Source organism: Sodalis praecaptivus (assembly GCF_000517425.1).
Classification (GTDB): domain Bacteria; phylum Pseudomonadota; class Gammaproteobacteria; order Enterobacterales; family Enterobacteriaceae; genus Sodalis_A; species Sodalis_A praecaptivus.
In genome coordinates, this window is sequence record NZ_CP006569.1 from 1,180,630 (window position 1) to 1,202,593 (window position 21,964).

At 48.7% G+C, this 21,964-nt stretch carries 20 protein-coding genes; 3 read left to right on the top strand and 17 right to left on the bottom strand.

The features are described 5' to 3' along the window. Positions 1-10: 10 nt before the first annotated feature. The 17 genes from SANT_RS05285 to SANT_RS05355 all read right to left on the bottom strand — a co-directional run bounded on the left by SANT_RS05285 (position 11) and on the right by SANT_RS05355 (position 17,210). On the bottom strand, positions 11-970 hold the full coding sequence (locus SANT_RS05285; protein WP_025421259.1) for an NleF caspase inhibitor: 960 nt from the start codon (positions 968-970) through the stop codon (positions 11-13). A 715-nt stretch (positions 971-1,685) separates the two neighbouring features. Then, a complete protein-coding gene (locus SANT_RS05290; RefSeq protein ID WP_025421260.1) occupies positions 1,686-3,509 on the bottom strand; it encodes a hypothetical protein in 1,824 nt (607 codons plus the stop codon). A gap of 1,176 nt (positions 3,510-4,685) precedes the next feature. Continuing rightward, a complete protein-coding gene (locus SANT_RS05295) occupies positions 4,686-5,024 on the bottom strand; it encodes a TA system toxin CbtA family protein (protein ID WP_025421261.1) in 339 nt (112 codons plus the stop codon). A gap of 38 nt (positions 5,025-5,062) precedes the next feature. Further along, the gene (locus SANT_RS05300; RefSeq protein ID WP_025421262.1) at positions 5,063-5,428 is read right to left on the bottom strand and encodes a type IV toxin-antitoxin system YeeU family antitoxin; all 366 of its coding nucleotides are present in this window, start codon (positions 5,426-5,428) and stop codon (positions 5,063-5,065) included. 25 nt (positions 5,429-5,453) lie between these two features. Then, positions 5,454-5,675 carry a DUF987 domain-containing protein gene (locus tag SANT_RS23220; protein WP_071881996.1) on the bottom strand — a complete coding sequence of 74 codons (222 nt, stop codon included), beginning with the start codon at positions 5,673-5,675 and terminating at the stop codon, positions 5,454-5,456. Positions 5,676-5,688: 13 nt separating this feature from the next. After that, positions 5,689-6,168: a RadC family protein gene (gene radC / locus SANT_RS05305; RefSeq protein ID WP_025421263.1), complete on the bottom strand. Its 480-nt coding sequence runs from the start codon at positions 6,166-6,168 to the stop codon at positions 5,689-5,691. Between the two features lie 11 nt (positions 6,169-6,179). After that, positions 6,180-6,623 carry an antirestriction protein gene (locus tag SANT_RS05310; protein WP_025421264.1) on the bottom strand — a complete coding sequence of 148 codons (444 nt, stop codon included), beginning with the start codon at positions 6,621-6,623 and terminating at the stop codon, positions 6,180-6,182. Positions 6,624-6,635: 12 nt separating this feature from the next. Further along, on the bottom strand, positions 6,636-7,475 hold the full coding sequence (locus tag SANT_RS05315) for a DUF932 domain-containing protein (protein WP_025421265.1): 840 nt from the start codon (positions 7,473-7,475) through the stop codon (positions 6,636-6,638). 135 nt (positions 7,476-7,610) lie between these two features. Further along, on the bottom strand, positions 7,611-8,555 hold the full coding sequence (locus SANT_RS23780) for a hypothetical protein (RefSeq protein ID WP_237234653.1): 945 nt from the start codon (positions 8,553-8,555) through the stop codon (positions 7,611-7,613). Positions 8,556-8,617: 62 nt separating this feature from the next. Continuing rightward, positions 8,618-9,028, bottom strand: a complete 411-nt coding sequence (locus tag SANT_RS22855; RefSeq protein WP_025421267.1) for a hypothetical protein — start codon at positions 9,026-9,028, stop codon at positions 8,618-8,620. A 148-nt stretch (positions 9,029-9,176) separates the two neighbouring features. Continuing rightward, positions 9,177-9,392 carry a hypothetical protein gene (locus SANT_RS05330; RefSeq protein ID WP_025421268.1) on the bottom strand — a complete coding sequence of 72 codons (216 nt, stop codon included), beginning with the start codon at positions 9,390-9,392 and terminating at the stop codon, positions 9,177-9,179. Between the two features lie 11 nt (positions 9,393-9,403). Continuing rightward, positions 9,404-9,550 carry a hypothetical protein gene (locus SANT_RS24595; protein WP_171825048.1) on the bottom strand — a complete coding sequence of 49 codons (147 nt, stop codon included), beginning with the start codon at positions 9,548-9,550 and terminating at the stop codon, positions 9,404-9,406. A gap of 4 nt (positions 9,551-9,554) precedes the next feature. Beyond that, positions 9,555-10,268, bottom strand: coding sequence for a sporulation transcriptional regulator SpoIIID (locus SANT_RS05335; RefSeq protein WP_025421269.1), 714 nt, complete (start codon positions 10,266-10,268; stop codon positions 9,555-9,557). A 260-nt stretch (positions 10,269-10,528) separates the two neighbouring features. Next, on the bottom strand, positions 10,529-11,404 hold the full coding sequence (locus SANT_RS05340; protein WP_025421270.1) for a GTPase family protein: 876 nt from the start codon (positions 11,402-11,404) through the stop codon (positions 10,529-10,531). A gap of 444 nt (positions 11,405-11,848) precedes the next feature. Beyond that, positions 11,849-15,874 carry a hypothetical protein gene (locus SANT_RS05345; RefSeq protein ID WP_025421271.1) on the bottom strand — a complete coding sequence of 1,342 codons (4,026 nt, stop codon included), beginning with the start codon at positions 15,872-15,874 and terminating at the stop codon, positions 11,849-11,851. A gap of 14 nt (positions 15,875-15,888) precedes the next feature. Beyond that, complete coding sequence (locus tag SANT_RS05350) at positions 15,889-16,296, bottom strand: DUF6375 family protein (RefSeq protein ID WP_025421272.1); 408 nt, start codon at positions 16,294-16,296, stop codon at positions 15,889-15,891. Positions 16,297-16,307: 11 nt separating this feature from the next. After that, the gene (locus SANT_RS05355) at positions 16,308-17,210 is read right to left on the bottom strand and encodes a radical SAM protein (protein WP_025421273.1); all 903 of its coding nucleotides are present in this window, start codon (positions 17,208-17,210) and stop codon (positions 16,308-16,310) included. Positions 17,211-17,654: 444 nt separating this feature from the next. Here SANT_RS05355 and SANT_RS05360 point away from each other — a divergent pair, with 444 nt between their 5' ends. From SANT_RS05360 to SANT_RS05370, 3 genes are all read left to right on the top strand, one after another. Further along, positions 17,655-19,391 carry an ATP-dependent nuclease gene (locus SANT_RS05360; RefSeq protein ID WP_025421274.1) on the top strand — a complete coding sequence of 579 codons (1,737 nt, stop codon included), beginning with the start codon at positions 17,655-17,657 and terminating at the stop codon, positions 19,389-19,391. Continuing rightward, a complete protein-coding gene (locus SANT_RS05365) occupies positions 19,381-20,799 on the top strand; it encodes a UvrD-helicase domain-containing protein (RefSeq protein ID WP_025421275.1) in 1,419 nt (472 codons plus the stop codon). Before SANT_RS05360 ends, SANT_RS05365 begins: the two co-directional genes overlap by 11 nt. A gap of 61 nt (positions 20,800-20,860) precedes the next feature. Then, positions 20,861-21,925, top strand: a complete 1,065-nt coding sequence (locus tag SANT_RS05370; protein WP_148296243.1) for a DUF5677 domain-containing protein — start codon at positions 20,861-20,863, stop codon at positions 21,923-21,925. Positions 21,926-21,964 lie beyond the last annotated feature (39 nt).

Below are 21,964 nucleotides of genomic sequence, written 5' to 3' on the forward strand. Positions count from 1 at the left end.
GCTCGCGGTATTAACCATCTATAACGGAGTAGGCACTTTTCTCGAAGGCGGGAATAGACTTATTGTTTTTTAGCGCCTCAAGATCGCTTGACAGCAAATGTTTAAAATGGACCGTAAGTCGGTAGCGATGTTCAAACATAAATCTATCAATGAAATTGTTTTCTTCGACTATTTTAGACGTAATGTTATTAAAGTAGTAAAGCTTAAGCAGCGCTTCGACATAGGTTTCGATATCGACAGCTGATTTTCCTGGGGATAGAGGGATATGATTCCCTTGAGGATCAACGATATCTAATGCGAAGGTTTCTCTATACAGCGATAATGCATTTTCTTCCAGCATAATATAGGTGTTTCTCAGCGTATTGAAATGCTGCTCCACTAAACGCGCGGCTTCTCTCATGGGATGAAACTTTTCTATCGCCTCTTGAACGTCCTTATCTTTGTCAACCGTTATCCCATGGGGGGGCCATAATTTATCGACATGATAGGTATTAATAAAGGTTGAGTGGCTCTGGATTTTTTTATAATCTTCATTACTCATTTTACTCGTAATGAAATTTCTCATTGAAAGTTTTTTAATATGAAAATAGTGGCATTCATTGAAGAGGTCTACAGCAAAATTTAGCAAACCTTTGAAACGAGAGAACCGATCGGCTAATTTCTGCTTGTCAACCTTACGAGACTCTTCATCTTGCCGTGCCGCATTATAGCAAGAGGTGTATACCTTTTTATATAGTCTGCTTATCTCGGCATCAAGGTCGAATAAACCTCGCGATAGGGTATCCAGCGCTGTTATTAGCCCAGGCGCTAATTCGTCAATATTGTAAAGACCAGGGATAGCGTTGGCTTCTTCTATTTTCTTTATTTGCGCCGGGGAACAGACCGCGCTGGCCCTATCACGCTGGGCCGCGGCCTGTGCCAGTGAAGAAGCATTGTAGTTTGCAACGGTGCCTACATAAAATGGGTTCATTTTAACGATTTCCTTAGCAAAAGTCCGAAAGTCAATTTCCGGAAGTTGATAGTAGCCATATGAAAACCGTAGATCAATAGAAATATGACTACAGTACATAAAGTGATGAATGTAATAGGTATTATCTATTATATGCTTTTCTTATTAATTTGATTGTTATAGATCGGATGATTGCAATAAAAAATGTGAGTGTATTAACGACATCGTCATGCTCATTCATGCCATTTGATACCCACCGCAGGTTTATTACTTGTCAACTTTTCGAGGAGGTATGTGTTGACTAGCAATAGCTAAATCGGGTTTAACACGTTGGGACTAATTTGGTCGTAGGCGAGAATGATACCTCGCATTCGATGATAACCACCAAGCCGTTCGTCAGTCTTGTTCATAAGTCACGCGTAGCGCTAATACCCGTTTTCGTGTCGGTGCTATTGATGCGCCGTAGCCGATTGTCGCCGCTTTACATTATTGCGCCGGCATGTGCAGCGCTGCTGGGGGTGATAAATATAACCGGCTCAGGAAGCGGCAGGCCCTTCCCCTTCCCGTGGTGACAGAGTGACAGAGTGACAGAGTGACAAAGGGGAGAAGGGTCCAACTTGCGCTATACAGTGGCGGAGCCTAATGCCATAACTGTACTGTCTTTCCACTTTCGGTTAACACCATGCAACATGCTGCGATGTACCTTAATGTGACGCAATAATATCATTGATCCTCTTCAAGGGCGAAGCCGATTTTGTGGCTGAGTATCGTCATGACCGATGATATAAAATTCAGCCCCGGATGCTTTGATTGCCGCCTCGGCGCTAACCAGGAGAACGTCTAATTGCTTCCTGATAGCAGACTGAGCGTTTTGCGTATAATAGCTTTTCATCGTATGAGGTTGTACAATTATTACTCTAAACCTAATTCTGCTTTCTCGTTCAAATGATGCTATAGCATCTATAAATGAATTGTGGTCACTGATTTTGTCATCTTTCCAACAGTATTTAATCGCTGCTTTTTTAGACCGTTCTTTTAATTCAGCAGCAAGTATTTTTCTGTTGATATATCGAAGGTTTTTGATTGCTTGGTTAATGACGATGTCGTGAGCACCCACTGAAATTCTTCTTTCAGCACTGCTGGTATTGGCGGCTTTGATGTGAATCAAAGAAAAGAAAAGGTTATCATTGTGCTGAACAATATGTAAAAAATCTGCTTTTTCTCCCGCACCATCGTCGCAGAAAAGCCAACCCGTGGGTCTATCTGTAGTCAAAAAATCTTCATGGGAACCCCAAAGCCCGCTCCAATGCTGCTTTATCCAGCAAAAGAGGGATTTCTGATAACCTATCTTATTGAGTGCGATTTTACCATTAACTTCAGGTTTTTCTTTTAGAATGTCAAAGTCTTCAAAATCCGCCCAAATGAAGTTATTAAAGGGAATGTCACGATACTTTGTTTTGAATACTCGGCTGTTAACGATGGTATGACCAGATTCATACCAGCATTTTACTACTTCGGGGGACTTAAATATATGGGAAAAATACTCCAGATCTTGTTTTTTTCCGTGTTTAGGATAAGACTCGGTTAACTCAAAGTTAATGTCAAAATCATTGATTTTTGGCAACAGCATGATATTGCCAATGCTTACGTTATTTTTGAACACCTCTAATTTTATTTGTGGTGAGTGTAGCGTGTCCATTATCTTATAGGTAAAGTCGCTATGAATATTACGCAATCGTTCAAGTTTATTTTCACTTAATCCATGGCTATTATACTCGGGATCTAAAAATGATAAGTCATATAGATTTTGAATGCCTGTCATATCGGCAACAGGTATGGCTAGAATGCTAATCGGATTTTCAATTTCATCGCCGTTTTTATCAATCTTGTCTAATATCTCGAGCACCCTGTTTTCAAAAGTTTCCCAATTCTTACAGGGTCCGCGCCACAAAGATGACTTGTAGGGATTGAGACCAACTGTTGTTTCGGTGCCTTCTAAAGAGGTTCGGACAGCAGACATAGTAAAAGATTGGTCCTCCAGAGGATTTAAAGTCTCGGCAACACTTTCTCCGCCTAATACTTTAGAATCTGCCTTAAAACTTTTTCTGCCATGTATCCCAGATAGCCATAACATTTTGATCTCATCTTCATTAATAAATAGATAATTAAGATGATTTATATTAATAACTTTGAGGTTAGGTAGCCGCGGCGTAAAAAAATACGTTCTGATTTCATCTTTCATGCCTTTTTCAGACATGTAGAAGGCAAAGGTATTATTGAGGTTAAAGGTGATGAATATGTGATTTTCAACGTCGGTTAAGTTATCACCCTTAAACCAACTTGGTTTTTTTAGAACCTCGTAATGGGAATAGTAGAGTAAGGTTTCACCCGCAGCATCTTGTCTTGCAGGATGCATTTCTACTATTTGATCTTTACGACCTTCTGTCTCAATAATTTCGGCTATCGTTGCATGAATTTTCCCGGCGTCGGCATCGGCTTCGCTAGAGCCTAAAAGTATCGAAAGGAAAGGCTTAATTTGCATTTTATTAATTTCATCCATGTTTTTTTTCCATTTTTGATAGCTATTTTTTATGTAATTTATAAAAGGCTGGCTGGTCAAACAATGATCAACATCTCAATCTGCAAATGAAGCAGTAAATATAAAAATCGTTTTTAGGAAAAATGCTTACCCTGCGCACGTCTAATTTTGATTAATCTAAAGCCTATCGTTAAACAATGAGGCGTTAAGGATTGAGTACATACGGGTACATGTGTGACGTGCTCACTTTGGCCTGAGACGTAAAAAATCGGCCTGAACCGGTTTCCGTTCCGCGGGGTCAATTAGGAACATGGGATAAGCCCAGCCGGCCTTGCGGACGAACTTAAACAGGCTGCGCGAGGTGGCCGCGTAAAGGCAGTAAACTGTGCCTAGGTGGCAAAATCGCCCGGTGTACGCCAGCTATCTCACCGGTCACCTGTAACCGGCGCCAAGGCGGCTGTACCATTACAAGTTTTAGCCGTGGTTTCCAAACCTCTTTGGAGTAGCGTTAGCTGTTTGACGGTTCACAAGCTGCTACGAATCATTCTTATTAGGAAAAAGTAGTCCACGGTTTGCACTTGTCGGTGTCCTCATTCCCTAAACCTCTTGTAATCAGGGGATAGCGGTACCATGTATGATTAGGCGATAGAGGGAACTTATGCTGTCGCTTAACTGCCATGAGTTTGGATGGAATTGAGCGCGGGTTGCTAAAGCGCCACGCCATCTTACCCAATGTTTTGCTAAGTGGGATACTTCCGTCTCCCTCACGCAGGGTGACGCCGTTTATAATTGTCTGGCTTTTAAAATTAACACGCTGTTGTGAGGGGGTAAAACCCGTGCCCTCACTGATCTGCATCCATACACGGTATACGTCTACATTTCACATTATGACGAGCACCGGCATGTTTACCCATTATCACTGGATGCCGGCGGATTGTTTCGGATGGATACGGGCACAAAAAAACCCGCAGGGCTTGCGCCGTGCGGGCTCTTAGAACTTCATCAGGGCTGGCGGAGTCTGAATTGGTTGTGTAACTTGTTGTTTAATAGCTGATAACCTTCAGTTCAATTTTCATTTTGGTCCCATTGTTGGTCCTAAAAGAAAATGTCAGGTTTTTTGCAGGGGAGGGGAGGTTACAGCAGGAGCCTCTTCGGCTGTGAGATTAGCATTTTGCTTTCCTTTAGTCTGCTCTGTATTTAAGCGTTTATCTCGCGTTGGTTTTTTAGCAAGCCGATATGGCGCCTTGCTCGCAAAATATCTACTACGGAAATGTACGGAGTCTGCTCTTGCCACGAAAATCCTATCCGATCGATACGGACAAGCCCGTATTTTTCGACCAAGAAATTCACCGCATCGTTGAGAGATACCCCTGCCTCGATATGTTCCTGAATGGTGGTTTCATTACTGAACGGTGTGTCATTCAGCGTCAGGCCATAGTGCTGCGATAACAGATGAGTTAGCAGCTGCTGCCAGATTTCAACGGGTGACAGGCAGGGCTGAGTCGCCCGTGTCGGGCGTGATGATATGGTTTGCATGATGTTTACTCTGTGATGTTCAGGGAATAAGCGGGGATTTACTGCGGCTCAGTTTGCTCAGGATAGATAGCAATGTAAACATAGCCACAGGAGCCGAGTGTGTCGGCTTCGCAGGTGAGTCCGTTGTGGTAAAGCGTGACGCAGTGCTGATAACGGGGATTGAGCTCGCTGCTAATCAGCATCAACTCCAGTTGTTTGAGCATCAACGGAAAGGCCTGGTCGAGGCGCAATGCATCGTTGTCGCTGAAAGCACCGTTGAATCCGGCCCGGTCAGCGAGAAAATGCACCCGGTTGCCTTCCTGCACCAGGCGAGCGCCAAAACAGGGTGTGACACTGCGTTTTAGTCCCCAATGCTTGCAGGATGTATCCTCCGGCGTGGTGCCGGAAACAGAGTGATTGTTCATAATTGTTCCAGATTAAAGGGAAGGATTAATTGAGAGCGACGCTACGAAGAATCACATAGGGACCATTGCGGTCCTGACGACGTTCAGCGAAGACGGCCAGAACACCGTTGATGTTGTGTACCTCCCGACCAGCGTAGTGGCAGATGCTGCCGGACCACCTGTATTTCCCGGTACAGAAGCGAAGCAGACATGACCCCGGATGCTTGCGGTATATCGTCATCGCCTGGCGTTTACTGATTATTTTCATCGCTGTTTTCTCTCTATAACCAGCCGCGTTCAGCAAACGAGACAATATCCATGCCGCCGATCACCAGGTGATCCAGCAAGCGGATATCAACCAGCTCCAGTGCCTGATTCAGGCGTTCTGTAATCAGTCTGTCGGCCTTGCTGGGTTCGGCATGGGTTGACGGGTGGTTATGAGCCAGAACCGCCGCAGCGGCATTGTGTTTCAGACCGGCCTTAACGACCTCACGCGGATGTACGGTGATACTGTTGATGGTTCCCAGAAACAGCGTGTCGTGGGCGATCAGACAATGCTGGTTGTCGAGGAAAAACACGATGAAGGCTTCCCGATCCAGCGTGGCGAGTTGCAGGCGCAGCCAGTTCCGGACGGTATGGCTGGAGGTGAATGATGCGCCGGGTTCGCGTAACTGGCGTTCCAGCAGGGTTAAGGCTTTACTGATGGTTTGCTGTGCTGACGCTGGCAATGTGGTAGCAAACAGCGGTAACTGTGACTCCATAGTGACATACCTCAGTCAATAATGTGCTTGATGGCGCTACATTCAGGATGGCTCAGCGCGAAATCACGTAAGCGATAATAGTGCTCAGTCATCGCGTCACATTCGGTACGACAGGTATGGTGGTTGTATGCCATCAGGCAGGCGACTATCCCTGCCGCTTCACGGGTAAGCTCTGCAGCGTTCCCGTTCATGCTGTTAAACAATGTCCACGTCTCATCGTGCTCTGACTCAGGAGCCATAAAAGCACCGCCGTTGCTGAGCGTCGAAAAGCGCCAGATACTGCCGTGGTAATCGACACACAGCCGATCCATCCAGGCGAAAATGCGAGGTTCAAGGGTTATCCATTGCGGGATGGTGCCAAAGTGCTTCGGCCAGAAGCTAATGCGTAACTCGTCAGGTACCACTGAGGCAGTGATTGCTGTCTGCTCAGCGACCTGAAGGTGTTGTGCATCCATTAAACTATCTCCTTAAGCTGAAGGTGTTGTTGAAGGCCCGAAAAAATCGAGCATGTTTTCTGCCATAACCCAGAGGGCACGATTGAGTTTCACATCACCATCGATACCGGTAACGGCACGGGTGCGGCTGTTTTTCCCCTGCGCGGTACGTCCCGATAATCCCCCTTTCATCAGGTTTTCCTGCACACGCTGGTAGACGGTCCACAGGTCATCGCTGTAATCCTCCCGGCGACGCGGAGCCAGTAATTGCGATGCCGTAATCGGCTGATGCTCCTCACCGAAACGATAATCCAGTGCGGCATTCGCCAGCGCGTGACGTGCTGGTGGAGGAAGTGTCAGCGACTGCATTGCATCGCGCTTCTCTTCCACCCGGTCAAACACGCCGAGCACTTCGTAAGCCCCTTCAATCACTTTCTCCACGACATTACCTTTATGGGGTACCCGCACTTCTCCGAATGACTGACCACAGACCAGGCCGTTGGTACAGACGCCACGAAACAGCCCCGGCAGCATCTGGTAACTTGATGAACCATCATGGCTGTTGAGCAGAATGATTTCCGGGACCTGATGCCCGGTCAGTTGTCCGGTTCGACGCAGGCGAAGCATGTGTTTGGTGTGCTCCCGTTTGCTCTGGTCACGAACCTTCGTCTGGCAGGCAAAGAACGGCTCAAAGCCTTCACGCTGGAGGCTTTCGAGGATGGTGATGGTCGGGATGTAGGTATAACGGTCTGAACGGGACTCGTGCTTGTCACTCCCGAACACACTGGGGACGTGATTCATCAGCTCTTCATGGGTCAGAGGCCGGTCACGACGTATCTGGTTTATACGGCCAAAGCGGCTGGCTAATCGCATGGTTAACTCCTTATAAAGTCGATAAAAATACAAAAGGCAACACTTCCCGAAGGAGGTGTGGCCTGATTCTGTTTATAACGGTGATACTGATGGTGCGCTGGTAGTACAGTTGCGCGGATTTTTCTGCGTGGCTTATCAGTGTTGCTGATTTTTGGCTTTTACTTTATCCCAGGAAGGACGTCGCTTGCCGGAGAACTCTTTTCGCATTGACCAGTAGCCAATGGGGTACTGCTGTACAATCTGGTTGCTCACGCCGATATCAACCGACAGATATTGTCCGTTATTGATGGAGCCTTTGCGTATCCAGGCATCCGGGCTGCAGGTGCCTGTGTCATACTGGTGCCATGACGCTGCGTCCCTGTCAGCCACGTAAAAATCACCAAAGGCGCAGCTGTGCGCGGATTTTCTGTTCAGAATGGCAACGTAATATTTGGTGTTGGCGATTATGGTACAACTGCTGTTCTGCCCGCCACAGACATGCCACAGTGACTTTCCGTCATCGCCAGTGAAGGTCCAGATAGTGTTAGCCGGTGCACCATCAGGGGATGCCGCTGTTGTGAGCGCCGGAGCCTGTTGCTGTGGGACCGCTTCCTGTACGTCACTGCGCAGGACTCTTGTTTCTGCGTCCCCTACGTCGCCAAACGTTTTTTCCTCGCCCCCGTTGTAATAAAAACCCGCAACAACATGCTCTGAGGGGATATACAGAATCTTCAGATAATGGTCACCACAGTTACCCCGCTCACAGACAGAGCCCTGCAACCACTTCTCGCCACCCACTTCCACCGGAATCAACCCGCTGTCCGGACCGTTCATTAAACCATCTTGTCCCAGTAACCCCTTAATTCCTGCTGAATTCAGGGCGTCATCAATGTCTTTTTTGAAAGCCGGGTCAGCGTCGTAAACGTTGCCCAGAAAAGGGCATGATCCGTATCCGTTTTCATTACCCCCCGCATCAGGCTGGCAGGTCATTGCGTCCGCTGCAGTTCTGGCAACGCCTGCTGCGCAGACCTCAGTGGTAATAAGACAAAAAGTGGATATTAATATTGCGTGTTTTAATTTACGTAAAGTCACAGACATCATCAGCCCGGCTCCATTCTGTTTATACAAAATAAACGGGCCCCGTGCAGGGCCCTGTAAGAGACTTAAAAGTCGATAGTATTAAGCCCGACATTCTTTTTGATGGTGGGATCGTAGATAACAACGGTAAGTTTCCCATTCGCCGGTGAGCGAACAAACTTAGCGGTGGCCTCACCGCTACACGTCGCATGGCGGTTATAGTCCATCATCTTTCCCTTGCTGGTGGTCAGATTAACTACGATCAGGTAGGGGTCATAACAGGCTATGCCACCCGGGCTGCTTAACAACGCATAGTGGCCATCATCAGATACACCAGTGAGTTTACACACCCCATTTTTTACATCATCGCTTCCGCACATCTGCTCACTGCCGTCTTTCACATCAATCACTTTTTGGGGTAATTTAACTGCTGCGGCATTAACGGGTAAGCTCAACAAAAGACCTGAAATAATGAAAGGCAATATGAATGCTTTCATCTGTTTATCCTTATTTATTGTTAAAGTAAAAATGCTTACAGGGTGGAAATTGCGTTCCGGCCCGCAACCTGCTTCTCATTGAGTGGGCCGATTTTTGGTTACCTTACTCATGAACGCTGCGCGGGGCCTGCAACTAGCGCGACAGGAATTAAAGCTCGCCCCGGTCACGCAGGAGTTTTCTTGCCATACGCCTTTCCGTCTCGGTTGCGCTGCTGAAAATGCCGTTTTCAGTGACAATTCTTTTCAACTCCGCGCTGCTCTTTGTCTCCAGTCGGTCATGAACCACTCTTACCTCCCGTGCACTGTCGAGAGCGCCTTTTGCCACCTCTTTAGCCAGTTTCCCGGCTGCATTCCAGAATCCCATGTGCTTCTCCTCTACAGATAGCCGTTATCCTTTCCCCACTCACACCCACAGTCGCGACACATCCAGCCATCGGACCAGGGGATGGTGTCGTGCGAGCCACAGTCCGGGCAGCGTTTACCTGAAGTGGGGTTACGGGGTGTGATGCTCCTGATTTTCATAATGTTATCCTCCTGTTGCTGGTTGATGTGGTTCAGTCCGAAATGTGGATATCACTTCTCCGATGAACCGGAAATGAGGCAACGCCTGAAGAAAGTTCGGGCGGGACAGCATGCTGGTGAAATACCCGTCTGGTTTGAACGTTTCCGGGTGAAACGTAACGGAGTGAACGGTGCTCAGCGCAAAAACAGTTATCTGCCCGATAAATTCACCCGCCAGAAACCACTCACCGGCGCTGAAAATCAACCGGTAGGGGGCAAGGCTGCCACAGCGGCACCCGTCGGCCAGCAGAGTTACCCTCCGCTGTTCTGATACTGCCCTGACCAGCCGCGTGAAGATCCCCGGACGGGAGGGAGGCACTGGCATATCCTGATGCCAGATAAAGCACGGCGATGCCCCCTGACCGCTCAGAAGTGAACTGACCAGATGGATATCCATATCAGGAAACAGTGCGCCAATCCCGGACTGACGGGCAAACTGCATTGCCGCCTCTTCCCTGAGTTCATGACGGCCTCCGGTCAGCAGGCGACAGTAGCCGCCCCTGTATTCGAGATCGAGGTAAATCAGCCGCTCGCGGAAATCATGGTGCAGGGTGCGCTCTGAGACACCAAATTCCGCCGCCAGCTTGCGCACATTCAGCGTTTCACCTGCGATCAGACGGCTGATGATTAGCGACAGCCGGACAGACAGCCGGTCATAACGACGCCCAGCCTGAGACATGCGTTATCTCCGTATTGGGTAAGTGATTAATAAAGAAGGTATTATGGTAATGGACCAGGTTGACAGGTTGTGTCCATGACATGTGGCGAAATGCCAGACGCGGAAAGGCAGTGTGGATGCATTGCAGGCAGCAATGACCCAGGTATGGCTGGTAGTATCTTCTGTTGGCGCAGACAGGTTGTGTCTTCTACATGAAAATCATCTATTCAGTAACGAATAAACGAAATAATCCACTACTGTTTTAAGGATGTTTTATTCATTCAGAAGAAAATCCAGTCCCAGACAGTGCGGGCGACTGACACGACAGCATCACGTACGGTACGAATCACCGTTTTCAGCGGCGCAGGCAGGAACGATGGTGACTCTACTGTATCAAACACTTCATCCACGGCATGACCAAAGCGCTCGCGTGCCTGCTTTTTTACCGGCTCGGTGCAGAGCCTTCCATGCAGTTGTGTTGTCAGTGGGCTCGCGGCCCGGTCAGGCAGGCTGCGCATCATCGTCTCTACCATCGCATCAAGCCCCCAACCAGTTCGGGCCGATACAACACAGACTGGATGGTGCGGCAGGAAGATCTGTTGTACAGCGCTCCGCTTGGCCTCAATTGTCGACTGCTGGCTATGAGAGGGGGTATTGCTGGTGGTATTCCACTGATGGCAGGGTTCGGCCTTGTCAGCCTGATTCACTACAAATATGACCCTATGCTGGCAGGCCAATATAATTTTTCGATAAAAATGCTCATCCACCGACAGAGCGCGATCATCGGCTTTGATAACCCACAGCACTAAATCCAGTTCGGGCAGGACACGACGATAGAGGGCGGCGTATTCTTTATCTCTTTGATCGCTTTCACCCACCCCTGGCAAATCAATAATCATTAGGCTGTGATCGCCATTGCGGAGCCGAAAGCGCAGAACATCACGGGTGCAAGAGTCAACATTACTGACAGGTGTTACCTCTCCCTGAAAGAGAGCATTACAGAGTGACGACTTACCAGCCCCTGTTTTGCCCATAATACCTATCACAGGTTCGTACTGCGTCAGGCTACGAAGACGTTCAAGGATGAGGTTGCGAAGCGTGTATGGCAGTAAAGCCAGCGGTTGCTCAAAGGCCTGATGGCTATCAGATTTTTGCATAGTAAGATCTCAACGTGAAAAACAAAAAGCCCCGCTATCCGGTAAGGAAGCGGGGGATTCGCGGAGATAATATCTGTCTATAATTATTTGGAGTGCTAGCCAAATACCAATGGCTTCGATTTTGATGATGTTAGAATGCTTGGTTGACAGATTGCTTTGTATAAAAAATGGACGTTCCTAGTTCATCCCTCAACATATACCCATACTGAATAGCGACATCATCTTGCTGAACGAAGATCCTCGATTATGCTTCGTTTGTTGAATAACTTTCCCGTCATTATGAGCATGTCTATCGTTAATGCCTCTATCTGGCCCGCACAGAAGGCTTCGAAGTGAAGCCTTCTACTTTCAGATGAGATACCGAATAAGATCCTCAAAGTTTACGGATGAAAGATTTCTGAATTCGTAACTCATATAGCGACTCCGCCCGCAATATTTTGGTTACTAGCACTCAGAAGCTACCTGATGGATATGAATACGCTTGTGAATATGTTGGTGATTCACGTAATACCTGTGCAAATTGTGCGTCTTGTTGGAGCGGTAATGAAAACCACGCTCCCCCCACATAAGCCATACCAATACCTTGCCGGATTGCATCAAGTAACGATCAAGTAGATCACGGCGCAGATAACTGACTGAGCCACTGACAGTTGAATCATACTCGCCAACTTTGCGGTACAGTGATGCCACACCTGCTGCATCATGCAAATCCCATGTGTTTGCACGGTATCTGAGATTCAAAGCCTCACAAAGTTGCTTTGAGGGTAGGCTCGCACCGCTGCTTTGGTTCTCCACGCTATGGTAACTCTCCCAGTTGTAGTCCTGCACAGTGATATCTACCGCAACGCCATTGCCTGACCATCTGTCTGCGGACACCAAATTTTCATCACTATCATCCTCTTGTTCATTTGCGACTAGCAGCCCCGGAATCGACGAGAAAGGCATCTCACCAGCATAGGTGTAATAGTAGCCAGGAGCATCAGGGATGGCGCTGTTGCCAGGATATTCAAGATCAGTGAACAACCTACATAGATTGTCAACTTCTTGGCTATCTACGAATACTCCTCGCAGGAAAGTGAAAATCTGCCGGTCATCCGAGGTAGCATTTTGCTCAACAAAACCGTCAAGTAGGATCCATGGCCCCGTCAGACCATCAATTTCCGTAATCTCAAGGATGCTACGGTAGTCAGGTTGCGGACCCCTCATGATCCAATCCCCATCATCCGACGACTGTTCGCTGAACAAGGCTGGAAGTGGCAAATCAATGCTCACAGCGTCTAGCGGGAACGTCGGGTCGATATCTGCGTCCGATGGACGAGCGCTGCGGTCTTCGGAAAGGAGGCCCTGCGCGTATCGCAGTCCCCACATCTCGAAGTAAGCTATCCAGCCGTACTTTTTGCCATATCGATCGATTTTGTGTTTGTCTTCTCCCATACGAGAGCCGGAATACATTTGCCGATCAATAGCTTCGAACTGCTCAGGGTCATAACCAAGCACCAGCATTCGAGAAATAATTGCCTTCAACACCTGTTGGTACTCTGGGTTGCTGTCATCGTAGTTCGATCTATGTGGAATAAGTCTCCCAATCGTATAGTTACCGAAGTCCATTCGAATCGCTGCGCTCTGCGCTTGCTTGATGACTGCTGTATCGTACTGACGAATGCTTTTAAATACGTTAGGCAGATGGCTAAAAGGCGGAACAAGATGAGCAGCTTCATCCTCTGAAAAACAATTTGGATCTACCATCCTTGCAATGGCAATGATTCCCAGGCAGTACTGTTGATATAACGCATGCCAAGTAGGAGCTGTAGCATCAGGTACAAACATGGTTTGGTAAATCTCACGAGCGAACCGTGGCAACGCATCATGTAACTCTACTGCATCGATATCCGACCAAGTGGTCAGGACTGCACCGTAGGCTGCGGCGAACACTCGCTCGGGGACATATGGGTCTGAAACTGCATTTGTCTCCATCGCCAACCGGAAAAACTCTTCTGGCCGCCTGATGGCAAATTCATACAGGGCTTTGGTAGCCATATCCCGCAAAGCTCTGGATGTCGTCGTCAATGTCCACATCACCCAGCGAACTCTCCGAAGTTCACGCTCATCCAGATGACCCAATTTCCATCTCGTCGACAAGAATTTTAAGTCATCTTTAACTTGTTCAGATTTCTGACGAATCCACTCGGACCAAAAAAGATCGCGCTGAGTATTGGACATCGCCATTAGCACATCATGCAAAAAGCTCATATCAAACGGATGTGCTAGTGCAGCCCTGATGCTCCGTAGCTTCTCGAAGGCAAATTGTGCAAATCGCTTCGACTCCTGCATAGCTTGAGCAAATCGTTCAACAGTAGCCCGCCCGATATATCTTGGGTCCGATTGCGTCGTCAATAACAGAGCGTTCATAACGAGTATATCATCCGACAAGTCTTGCCAAAGCTGCCGCCTACCAGAGTGTTGAGGATACAGATCAACCAGAGCCCGGAATACGTCATAAGCGAAGGTATGCGAATCAGGTCCATGAGATTTAAATTTTGCGCTCCCTTCATCGCTTTTTAACCATTGGACCAACTCAGGCTTCCTAAGCAGGTGGTGCGCCATCATATGTCCGGCCATTAGGTCGTATGCAAACGCAACTCCTTGCCTACCTTCTTGAGAAATAGTCCTAACTAGTATGCCTTCAGACTCCAGTGCACGAATAATACTATCGTTCCACCCCATATCCCGAACTGCCGCCCGTGTAGCTTGAAAATCCACACTTCTCGCATTGTTATCCCAAAGAAGACCCGCGATCGTCAGTAGTGCATCCTGAACGTCATCTTGATAAATGCGATGCATCGCCGGTGAAAGCTCAGCGACTCGTGCGGCAACCTTGTTAAAATGTGCTTCGAACAGGCTTGCAAGCGAACGGGGCAATGCTTCCACTCCGACAATATGCTGACGAGAGGAATTTGCTACTTCGCAAAAAATTCTCAGTGTTAAGGGGTGCTGCAAGAGTTCGACTGGTAGATCCGCATCGGTAGCATCGATCTTGTAGTACTCAAAGTACTTGTCAAATGCTGTCTTCGGATCTTCCTGAAACCCGTTATGTTCAACTTGGGGAAACCCCTCAGGCAGACACATCTGGGCGAATTCATTGCGAAGAGTGACAACTAACAAGACATAAGGAAAATTCTTTAGAAGCTCATCCGCTCGGGATAATTCATCCCTCCAATTTCTCGGATCTTCCGCCTCATTCAGACCGTCAATAACAATAGGTATGCGTTTGCCTGCACGCTGGCCTGCCGCATCTACGGCCTCAATCAGGCGGTCGAAACTTTCTGCTGGCCTCCCAGAAATCTTGAAGGCAGTTACGAGATCATCAAGCCCTTGACCTGAATGAAGATTCTTACCCAATAGGAGGATTCCCCCTGGGAATTCCCCTTCTGGCTGGGTTACCTTGACTGCAAGTTCAGATTTACCTTCACCTGCCGCCGCAAGTACAGCAACTGCCCGAGCACCAATTGACTGCTCCAGACTGCGGAGAACAGACGAAACCATGTGAATATCTGCAACCAAATTAGCGGTTAACGGAGCCCCGTCAAAGCGAGCTCCACGCAATTTCGAAAGTAGCCTGTCATAACGTACCGGCTGACGAGGATTTGAAACCAACGCTTGATGTACAGAGTTAAAGTCACCTTTGCCGAGCGCCGTGTGTAAACCATCAATAAACTCAGTCAACCCAATAACCCGGGACAGGAGTAATTCAACTTCAGTCCTGAGCTCAATTTTGAGTTGCTCAGTAACCGAAGCAATGCTCGTATGATTCTTTTTTAAAGCGTTTGAGAGTTCTTCCAGAGATTCCCATGCGTTTTGGCTGCACAGATGCCTGAATATATTCTCCTCAGCCCCCACCGCTACATGAACGTCTGGCTGGTAGCGGTTCTTAAATGGAGCCACGGCAAGCTTATACTGCTCAGCAATTAGCTCTGGGGTTAGAACCAGTTCACCAAAGTAGGTTTCCCGTAAAAGCGCTCCCGGTCCGACCAAAAGATCTTCGATATCAGTAGCAGTGAGCAGTTCTAACTTCAATTCGGGGAAGCGGTCTCGCTCTAGCGCGAAAAACCACTCTTGATCACCTTTTGTTAACGTGTGATGAGTCCAAAGCTTCCAATTGGTTACTCCAGGGACATGCTTACGCGTCTTTTCGATACCTTCGATGATCTTGTTGCGGCGGGAGGCTCCCAAATCTTGTCCATTCACCAGCTCATACCACTTGCATTGCCAACCAATCCAGCTTGGTGGCGCACCGAGATCACAAGGCTCCGTCAGCTCGAGGTGAAACTCCACCCCAGGCTGATTTGCAAGTTGCTTAAAGCGACCGAAACGACCATAGTGTCGGCGTACCAGAGCGCGGCAAAGGTTTTCGAAGTTCACATCTGCTGCACCGGGCAGTTCGTTGAATACTTTCCAATTTACTTCAGGCATCAATGCATCCTCTTTCAACTGGCATCGCTGGAATCGGACGGATAGTCATGCGCTGAGAAAATCTCGACCTTTGCTCCAGCCTCGACAAACAGCTTCACGAACGCGGATACCTCTGCCTCATCAGTAGTTATTGTTATTCTATCGCCTTCACGATCTAGATGATGATCTGACACCAATTGACCAAGATCGGTTGGTCCTAAAGTGTGGAGTTTTAGGCTGCATAGTAATGAGAGCATTTCATCTGAAAACCGTTGATTCTCTGGCTCATCAAAAGGGATCGAGTAACATTCATCTTTCTCAGCCTGAGTACTGAGCGTTTTAATATCCTTCTCGACCTTCTCTGCATCTTGCTCTTGCTTGAATTTTCCGATGAGAACTAAGTTCATCGAATGCTCAGAACCATATCCGTTCCAAATTTTCATTACTGTGCCCCTTATTTCATCTCTAAGGTATTACGAAGTCGCTTAAGCGCTGACAGAACACCGGTTTCGCCAATATCCACACCGGTGGTTGAATAAGAACTCATACGCAATATGCCGGAAGCGTCTATGTGCGCGTAGGCTCGAAGGCCAGTTTCATCAGGAAGAGGATCGCATATGGGTAGTCCTGACGCTCCCACCTCACTTACTGCAAGTCGAACCTCTCCTCTATAGTTGGAGACCCAGTTCTTAAGCTCTCGGCCGACCACTTCATTCATACTTGCGACCGCGTTAGTTGCTTGCTGAGGCAATAACAGCAATTCACTAGCTCCAAACTGTTGCGCCAGCTCAGTTACTGCATCAAGCTCAAAGACTGTACGTTCGTTTATCACGACGTTTATTCCAAAGGGCGACAATGTTGCAATCGATTCAATTCCCTTAATTAAGTTGGCAAAAGGTTTTCCGCGCAGTTCTTCATAGGTACTGCCTGTCCCGTCAACGCTAATACGCGCGAAGTGAATTGAACCTTTGAGGTGTTTAACTAATTGTTGCGACAAACGATGACCATGGGTCGTGAATGTCACGGCAAGCTGAGTTTCCCCGGCAGCCCGTTTGCATATTTCGACGAAATCTGGATGGAGAGTTGGTTCCCCTCCGCCAAAGCCGATGCCGAAGCATCCTTCAGTATCCAATTCCTTTAACCAGCTAAGTACTTGGTCAGTATGCAGCACTGCCTTGTGTTTGGGCGCAAAACAGTACGCGCAATGGAGATCGCAAAGATTGGTGAGTGCTATTGAGACTTGACGGGGAGACGTCGACCAAACTGCCCCCTGAGGGTGCAATTCGTCTAATAGGATGTTCAAACCCATATTCCGATCGAAGAAATGCACTCCGTTTGGCCCGATTCTGGACTTCATAACACCAAGTTCCCCGCTGCTTAAAACCCACAAAAGTAATGGTATTTAACATCATAGCGAGAAATCCCTTTAAAAGGATTGCGTAAGGTCTGCTTTTCGCTCCCAGTAGACCTTCAGCGTCACACGTTTATCTGATGTATGCCAGAATCAGGCATGGCTAATACTGGAGTTTCTTAATTACTGGCGAGCTTAAGTAAAACGAATAATCCTCTAACCAATATTGGGAAACTTAACGTACAAAATACAGACCGTGTGTTCCTAGCATATGCCTCAACATTGAGGGTTAGATCAAGAAACGAGAAGATAAAACAGTAAGATAGGTATCCCTGTTTAGATCCTTGTTCATTGAGAGCGTAATATATTTTTTGCGCTAAATATTTTCTTCATGGATGTTTTTTGCGAGCACGCTGTAAATGAAGAAAATGAGAACTAAGGAGCAGATCCGTGATCAGAATTTGCAAAGTCGAGATCCAGAATTTCCGAACTATCCGCTTACTGAACTGGCAACCTTCATCAGGCCTCAACTGCCTGATTGGCCCTGGAGACAGCGGCAAGACCACTATTATCGATGCGATTGACTTTTGCCTTGGTGCCCGCCGCAATATCAGTTTCGCCGATACTGATTTTTATGGGCTGGATGTCACCCAACCCATCAGCATCACAGTGACGCTTGGCTCGTTGCCCGATGCACTGATGCGCTTAGATTCGTACGGAAATTATTTACAGGCCTTCAACCGCGCAAACGGGTTGGTCACCGAAGAACCTGAACAGGGTCTGGAAACGGTTCTTTGCTTACGTTTGACAGTGGATAGCGAGTTGGAGCCTGTCTGGTCGTTGGTATCACAGCGCGCTCAGGCACAAGGGCTGGAGCGCAATATTGCCTGGAAAGATCGGTTGCTGTTAGCCCCAGCCCGGCTCGGGGCTTATGCTAGTTCCAACCTGTCATGGACACGCGGTTCGGTGCTCAATCGCCTGACGGCAGAGCGGCCAAATCTTGGTGCTGAATTGGCCAATGCGGCACGCCAGGCCCGGAATGGTTTCGGAGATCAGGCTGGTGTACAGCTGGCAGCAACACTGCAAATTGTGACCCAGAAAGCCAATGAACTTGGCGTTCCTTTAGGTGGTGGAACCCAGGCATTGCTGGACGCGCACGCCGTATCGATCGGAGACGGAGCCATTGCGCTACACGATGCTACAGGGGTGCCCTTGCGCTCACTGGGAACAGGCTCATCCCGTCTACTGGTCGCAGGTATGCAGCGTGTGGCAGCGCAGCAGGCGTCTATCATTCTGGTCGATGAAGTTGAGTATGGGTTGGAGCCGCATCGCCTTACCCGATTGTTGAACTCCCTTGGTGCGAAGGAAAATCCTCCTCCCCTTCAGGTATTCCTGTCCACCCACTCCCCGGTTGCTGTCCGCGAACTTAACGGCAATCAGCTCTTCGTGGTACGCAAGTCTGCGGATGGCGCACATCGAGTTCTCCAGGTAGGTGTCGCTGATGATATTCAAAGCACCGTTAGGGCTGATCCAGAAGCTTTTCTCGCTCGTAGCGTCATAGTCTGCGAGGGTGCCAGTGAAGTCGGCCTAATCCGTGGCCTGGACCATTTCTGGACGAATATAAACGGACAATCAATGCTGGCCGCAGGAACTGCATATGTGAATGTAGGCGGCGGGGAGCCGGACCGGTGTTTTGTTCGTGGGCTCGCATTGCGTCGGCTTGGCTACCGGGTACTGGTCATGGTTGATGCGGATAAGCCGCCCACTGCGGCGACAGTACAGGCATACATGGATGCAGGTGGAGAGTACATCACCTGGCGAAACGGACGTGCTCTGGAGGACGAGCTGTTTCTGAGCCTGCCGGATACCGGCGTCGATGCCCTACTTCAACGGGCAATCGACCTTATGGACGAAGAGCTGGTGGCTGAGCATATTCAGGCACAATCGAACGGTCAACTGACACTCGCCCACATTCGGCAACAGCGAGAATTGATCGGCATTCCGTATCCTATTGAGACGCGGCAATTGCTGGGGATGGCCGCACGTAATCGTCGAAACGGCTGGTTTAAATCAGTCACCAAATATGAAGATATAGCACGCGATATTCTGGGGCCGCACATGCCAGCGACAGACGCTGTGTTTTACGCACTTATTGATCGGCTTTACAGGTGGGCTCATGCCGTCTGAGTACGATTTATTTGCTTTTCGCCGCGGCGCGATCACTGCCCCTGCGGGGTGTGGCAAAACACAACTTATCGCCGATGCGCTGACCCGGCATACCGGAACAACGCCAGTACTCATCCTCACCCATACCAACGCGGGTGTCACAACGCTGCGTCTGCGCATGCAAAAAGCCGGAGTTGCTGCTTCGGCTTACCACATTGCCACAATTGATGGTTTTTCCATGTGGCTGGTGGCTATGTTTCCGCAACGAAGTGCTGTTGCCTCTGCAGTCCTCCTGCTCCAGAATCCCGGAGCCGACTACCCAGCAATACGCATGGCTGCTAGGCATTTACTCCAAAGTGGGCACCTCAATGAGGTCCTCGCAGCAAGCTATGCCCATCTGATTGTCGATGAGTACCAGGACTGCAATTTAGTGCAACACGATCTGGTTACAGCACTTTCCGTGGTACTTCCCACATGTGTTCTTGGCGACCCGATGCAGGCTATCTTCGGCTTTCGCGGTAATCAGCTGGTGGACTGGAATACCCACGTGCTTCCGCATTTTCCTGCTATCGGCGAGCTTAACCAGCCCTGGCGCTGGACTAACGCAGGCAAGCCCGAATTTGGCCAATGGCTTCTTGAGTGTCGGCGAATACTCCTGGCAGGAGGTGGCATTGATTTACGCCAAACCCCGCCGGAAGTTGTCTGGGTCGAGTTGCAACCGGCTACTGCCATTCAGCAGCGGCTCACCGCTGCGTTAACACAGGCTGTTACGCGGGAAGGAGACGTTCTGGTGATTGGCGATAGTCGTAACCCTCGTGGCCGCCGGCAAATGGCCAGTCAGACACCGGGGGCTACTGCAGTGGAGCCCGTCGACCTCGCCGACCTCACGTTGTTTGGAACGACATTCAACCTGCAGTCTGCCGACGCACTGATTTGTTTAGTGGAGTTTGCCGCGGAGGTTATGACGCAGGTCGGAGTAGCTGTCTTGCAACGCCGACTGGAGAGCTTACGCAGGGGGACTGCACACAATCCAGCGACTGAGGCAGAAGCCGCACTGCTCGCGTTCACTAATGCCCCAAGTTTTCCCTTGGCCATCGAGGCACTACGCGCATTGACCAGGCAAAACAATGCCCGAGTCTATCGTCCGGATGTGTTGTATTGCTGTCTGCGCGCGATGCAAATAGCTGCGGAGGGGAGTTGCAGCTTTGCCGAGGCCACGGTGCGGGAGCGCGAACGAAACCGACACGAGAGTCGCCCCCTTGCGCAACGTGCCATTGGTAGTACTCTGTTGCTGAAGGGACTAGAGGCGGAAGTGGCCGTTATAACAGCCCCTGAGGAGATGGATGCCCGACATCTCTACGTAGCCTTCACTCGCGGATCGAAGAAGCTGGTTGTCTGCTCGTTTACTCCCGTGTTGATGCCCCGCTAGTGTCGACGTAAAGCCCCCTTACTACGTCGACGGAGTGCTGACCCTCTCTAAGGAACTGAACTTGTTAAACAAAAAAGTACTTTCTCAGATACAGGATGTGGCTGGTAGCGGCAATATGTCTCCCGCAGAGATTGCTGAGTGGTTAGATACTCATTCTGAAGACATAAAGCATTTGGTTGCGTTGAAAATGTTCGAGTATTTGGATGAGGCTAAAGGGGAGGTATTAAAGGACCATTACGAAAATTTAGATGCATTTAGAGGAAGACTATTTACAACATGGGAGTCCCCTTTAAAGCGGCTGGATGCATTAATTTATGGCTGTACTGAAATCAGTAATGAGGTAAACAGTGAGTATCGCACCGGTTCTGGAGAAAGGTCCGCAAAACTGAACATAACCACCCGACTGCACGCACGTGCTGTCCAGGTTTCCTGCGAGATATCTCATCTTCTAAAGGGTGGCTTTGCAGACGGTGCAATGGCCCGTTGGAGAACGCTCCATGAAACCACGGCCATATTGATATTTATTGCAGAAGGCGACGAAGACCTGGCGAAAAGATTCACGGATTTTCAGAGCATACAGAGGCGAAAAGCTGCTAATCGCTATAATAAATATAGTGAAGAGTTGGGTTTTACTTCTTTCTCCCCAGAAGATTTAAGTCGGTTTGATCTCGAAAGAAATGACATCGTTGGTAAGTATGAAGCGGGTTTCGGCAATGAATTAGGTTGGGCCGCAAAAGCTTTAGGAAAAGAACCCAGTGCCAGAACTAAGGTTCGCTTTAGTGATATTGAGGAATTTGTCGAGCTGGACTTTTTGCGACCGCACTACGGCTTTGCCAACCAGTATATTCATGCAGGAATTGACAGCATTGGCTTCAAGCTCGGTACATCGCTTTCAAATAAAGATCTCTTGCTATGCGGACCATCTAATGAAGGGCTGTTAGAGCCGATTCAGTGCACCAGCTTGTCCTTAATACAGGCCACTCAGGCGATAATCTCAGTTTCACCAAACGATCAACGTTTGCTATATAGCTCCGTGCTCTGGTTGTGGCATGAGAAGTTGAAAGAAGAAGTTGTTGCCGCATCTGATGCCCTAATGAAGAAAGGTGAAGCTGATAATTTTGAATAAAATCTGGAAAACGAAGATGACGCCGGTTGTATTTTAATC